This window comes from Peptoniphilus indolicus ATCC 29427, from assembly GCF_000227315.1.
GTDB classification, from domain to species: Bacteria; Bacillota; Clostridia; order Tissierellales; family Peptoniphilaceae; genus Peptoniphilus; species Peptoniphilus indolicus.
Window position 1 is genome coordinate 86818 of the sequence record NZ_JH165065.1, and the last position, 4132, is coordinate 90949.

5 protein-coding genes are annotated in these 4132 nt (G+C 30.0%); all 5 read left to right on the plus strand.

What is annotated here, in order from left to right; genetic code table 11:
- Positions 1–1039, plus strand: a 1039-nt coding sequence (locus HMPREF9129_RS08900) for a DUF4153 domain-containing protein (RefSeq protein WP_156792644.1), incomplete at its 5' end; no start/stop codon positions are given.
- 72 nt (positions 1040–1111) lie between these two features.
- Positions 1112–1990, plus strand: coding sequence for a tRNA modification radical SAM protein MnmL/YtqA (mnmL, locus tag HMPREF9129_RS08905; RefSeq protein WP_004822718.1), 879 nt, complete (start codon positions 1112–1114; stop codon positions 1988–1990).
- Between the two features lie 56 nt (positions 1991–2046).
- Complete coding sequence (gene map / locus HMPREF9129_RS08910; protein ID WP_004822720.1) at positions 2047–2802, plus strand: type I methionyl aminopeptidase; 756 nt, start codon at positions 2047–2049, stop codon at positions 2800–2802.
- Positions 2796–3473 carry a PAQR family membrane homeostasis protein TrhA gene (gene trhA, locus HMPREF9129_RS08915; protein ID WP_004822722.1) on the plus strand — a complete coding sequence of 226 codons (678 nt, stop codon included), beginning with the start codon at positions 2796–2798 and terminating at the stop codon, positions 3471–3473. The genes map and trhA overlap by 7 nt, the downstream gene beginning before the upstream one ends.
- 16 nt (positions 3474–3489) lie before the next feature.
- Positions 3490–4089 carry a peptidylprolyl isomerase gene (locus HMPREF9129_RS08920; protein ID WP_004822724.1) on the plus strand — a complete coding sequence of 200 codons (600 nt, stop codon included), beginning with the start codon at positions 3490–3492 and terminating at the stop codon, positions 4087–4089.
- Positions 4090–4132: the final 43 nt, after the last annotated feature.

Sequence of the window (4132 nt, forward strand, 5' to 3'; positions counted from 1 at the left end):
AACTATACTTTATCTTTATTTTGCAAAGATTATAATAACGGCAGAAATACCTCAAGGAATGATAGTAGAGCTTGTAATTTGGTTTTCTATTTTTGAAGTGATGCTGATGTTTGTGCTTGGTAAAATAGAAGATTCAAAAGTAGTTGAAGGTTTTAAAAAATATTTTCCTATAATAATTCTCCCTATAATGGGAATGATGTTCTATGCCATTATATTTAGAATAAGAGAGTATGGAATTACAGAAAATAGATTTTTTGTTTTAGCCGCGGGTATTTTTGCAACTCTTTCAAATTTATATTATGTGTTCTATAGAAAAAATTCAAATATAACTATTCCTATAATTTTGGCAGCTACAATTTTAATATCAACTTTAGGTCCGATAAGTGCTTATAGAGTTTCAGCAGAGAGTCAAAATAATAGATTGGCAAAAATATTAGAGAAGAATAATATGTTATTGCGAAGAGAAGTCGTTCCATCATCAGATATATCTGATGAAGACAAAGCAGAAATAGTGCAAATAGTTGAATATATGACAGAAAAGCACAGACCTTGGGAGTCTAAATATCTTCCTAATGACTATAAAAATACAGAAGAAAATTTTGAAAAACTATTTGGATTCTCACATAAATATTCATCAAGTACTAAAGAGGATTTAAGTTATTTCTATGAAGGAAATTCTTCTATAGATTTAACAGGTTATTCCAGATTGATGGAATTTGAATTATATTCTGATGTAGAAGATAGTAAGACAATAGGAAATTATAAAGTAAGTAGCAATAACGGAATAGCAACTATAGAATATAAAATTGGGGAAAAATACAATAAACTTTTCAGTTTTGATATGAAAGATGTCTTAAATAAGTTGAGGGTTTTAAAGGTCTCCAATGAAACTATAGTGTTAGAAGACCTTAGCATAAAAGGAAATTCAAAAGGCATTGTATACAAAGTTGTCTTTACACAATTAAATGAAAGCGGAATAAAAGAAGGCGAAAGTATTCAATATATGAAATTTTATCTAATAACAGGAAATTTAAAATAGAGAGGGAGCTCTCTATTTTTTTGCTAAAATAAATATAGAAAATTTTTGGATTAGATACAAATAGGGGGAAGAATGTACTATACAACATTAAACGACTATTTAAAAAATAAATTTGGCTCAAAAGTTATAAAATTATCCTTAGATGGGCACAACTCTTGTCCAAACAGAATTAATAATCAAGGAGGTTGTATATTTTGTTCTTCAAGAGGAGCTGGGGAATTTACATTTTCAGACTTTAACATAAATAGACAAGTGGAGTTTCAAAAAACTTTTATGTCAAAGAAGTGGAAGTCAGATAAATTTATTGCATACTTTCAAAATTTTACGAACACTTATGGTGATATAGGTTATTTGAAGAAAATGTATAATGATGTAATAAAAATCAATGGAATAGTTGGACTTGCAATAGCGACAAGAGCTGATTGTTTAAATGACGAAGTGATGGAAATGCTAATTGATTTGAATAAAAAAACATTTCTTTGGTTAGAACTTGGGCTTCAAACAGTGAATGAAAAAACCATAGAGTTAATAAATAGAGGATACACACACAGAGAGTTTGAGGACGGGGTTAATAAATTAAAAAGAGCAAATATAAAGTTTCTAACTCATGTAATTTATGGGCTACCCTATGAAACTTATGAAGACTATTTAAACACTTTAAATTATGTGTATAAAATAAAACCATTTGGAGTAAAATTCCATTCTCTGTATATTCAAAGAGACTCTAAATTATTTAAATTTTATTTAGAAAATGATATACGACTTATAACAAGAGATGAGTATGTTAAGATAGTTTGTGATTCATTAGAAAAATTACCAAAAGAGATAGTGGTGCATAGGATAACAGGCGATCCCGATAAAAAGCTACACATTGCACCTATGTGGTGTAGAGATAAACTTACTGTGATTTCGGAAATATACTCTGAACTCAAGAAAAGAAAATTTAAATGATATTCAATGTTAAAATAAAATTATGATATAATTATTTTCATAAGAAGGTGACAAAAATGATAGTAATAAAAACTAAAGATGAAATAAAGAAAATGCAGATAGCGGGCAAATTGCTTTCTGAAGTACATCACAACTTAAGAGAGCAAATTAAACCTGGTGTCAAAACTATAGAGTTGGACAGATTTGTAGAGAAGTTTTTGAAAGATAGGGGAGCTTATCCTGAGCAAAAAGGATATCAAGGTTACCCTTATTCAATATGTGCTTCTGTAAATGATGAAATTTGTCATGGATTTCCTGGAGAATATGTTTTAAAAGATGGAGATATAATAACTGTTGACATGGTTGTAAATGTAGATGGTTGGTTGGCTGATTCAGCTTGGAGTTATGCTGTGGGCAATATTAGTGATGAAGCTCAAAAACTATTAGATGTGACTCGTGAATGTATGTATAAGGGAATTGAAAAGGCTGTTATAGGAAACAGACTTGGAGATATAGGAAATGCAATACAAACTTATGCGGAAGAAAACGGATATTCTGTAGTAAGGGAATTTGTAGGACATGGGATTGGAAGAGATATGCACGAAGACCCTCAAGTTCTTCACTATGGAAAACCTGGAAGAGGAATTAGAATTCAAGAGGGAATGGTATTTACAGTAGAACCTATGATTAACATGGGAAGACATGAACTCACTATCGATGACAATGGTTGGACTGCAAGGACACTTGACCATTCTTTATCTGCACAATATGAACATCAGATAGCAATAACTGAAGATGGACCTATTATAATTACAGATCAAGGGGATTGTTAAAAGAAGGTGATTTTATTAAAAGAGAAGTAGTGATTTATTCTTTTAAGGAGCAATTGTTAAATGCTATAACACATTGGCTAGGATTTTTACTTGGAATTGTTGGGTTGGTGTTTTTAATAATTTTTGGAGTTAGAAATAAATCTGTTGTTCAGATTGTTGGATTTTCAATTTATGGTGGATGTCTAATTTTTTTATATTTGAGTTCAGCTATATACCATAGTATTCCGAATGAAAAATTTAAGAGAGTACTTAGAGTTTTTGACCACTGTTCAATATTTATTTTTATTGGTGGTACATATACACCAATAATACTATTGTCTTTAGATGGAATTATGAGGATTATAATGCTTTCATTTATATGGCTTGTATGCATAGTAGGTATAGTTTTTAAAATTATAACTTTAGGCAAATTCTCTAAGTTTGATAAGTTATCTTTAGGGATTTATTTAGGGTTGGGATGGATTTCTATATTTATGATGAAATCTATTTATAATACAACTTCTCTTGAATTTATATTTTGGTTAGTATTAGGAGGACTACTATATTCTATAGGAGCAATTTTTTATGCTAACAAAAAAATTCCATATAATCATGCTATTTGGCATGTTTTTGTACTTTTAGCAAGTGTAGCACATTTTGTAGGCATTTTAGAAGCTTACGCATTAGTTTAAATAAAGAGGTGTAATAATGTTAGAACAAATAAGAGAACCAAATAAGGGTGAAGAAATAGCAGTTTTAAATACAAATCATGGAGCTATAAAGCTTAGACTTTTTGAAGAAGCAGCTCCAAAAACTGTAGAAAATTTTAAAGGTTTAATAAATAAAGGATATTACAATGGAATTATTTTCCACAGAGTTATAGATAACTTTATGATTCAAGGTGGAGACCCAACAGGAACTGGAATGGGCGGAGAGAGTATATTTGGTAAAAAATTTGAAGATGAAATAAATTTAAATTTTAGAAATTTTAGAGGAGCTCTTTCAATGGCAAATGCAGGACCTAACACAAATGGTTCTCAGTTTTTCATAGTTCAAGCAGGACCTGTTTCAGAAGATGTTATATCACAAATGAGATCAGCGGGGCCTGAAAAAGGATATCCAGATGAAATTGTAGATGTATATGAAAATTTAGGTGGAACTTTCTGGCTTGATGGTAAACATACTGTATTTGGTCAAGTTTTTGAAGGAATGGAAGTAGTAGATGAAATTGCATCTTTAAAAGTTGATTTTAGAGATAAACCAGTGGAAGATGTAGTAATAGAAACTGCAGAAATAATAACTTTCTAAAATTTATATAAGCTAAAGAGGCTGTTGCAAAAGTCTCAAAATG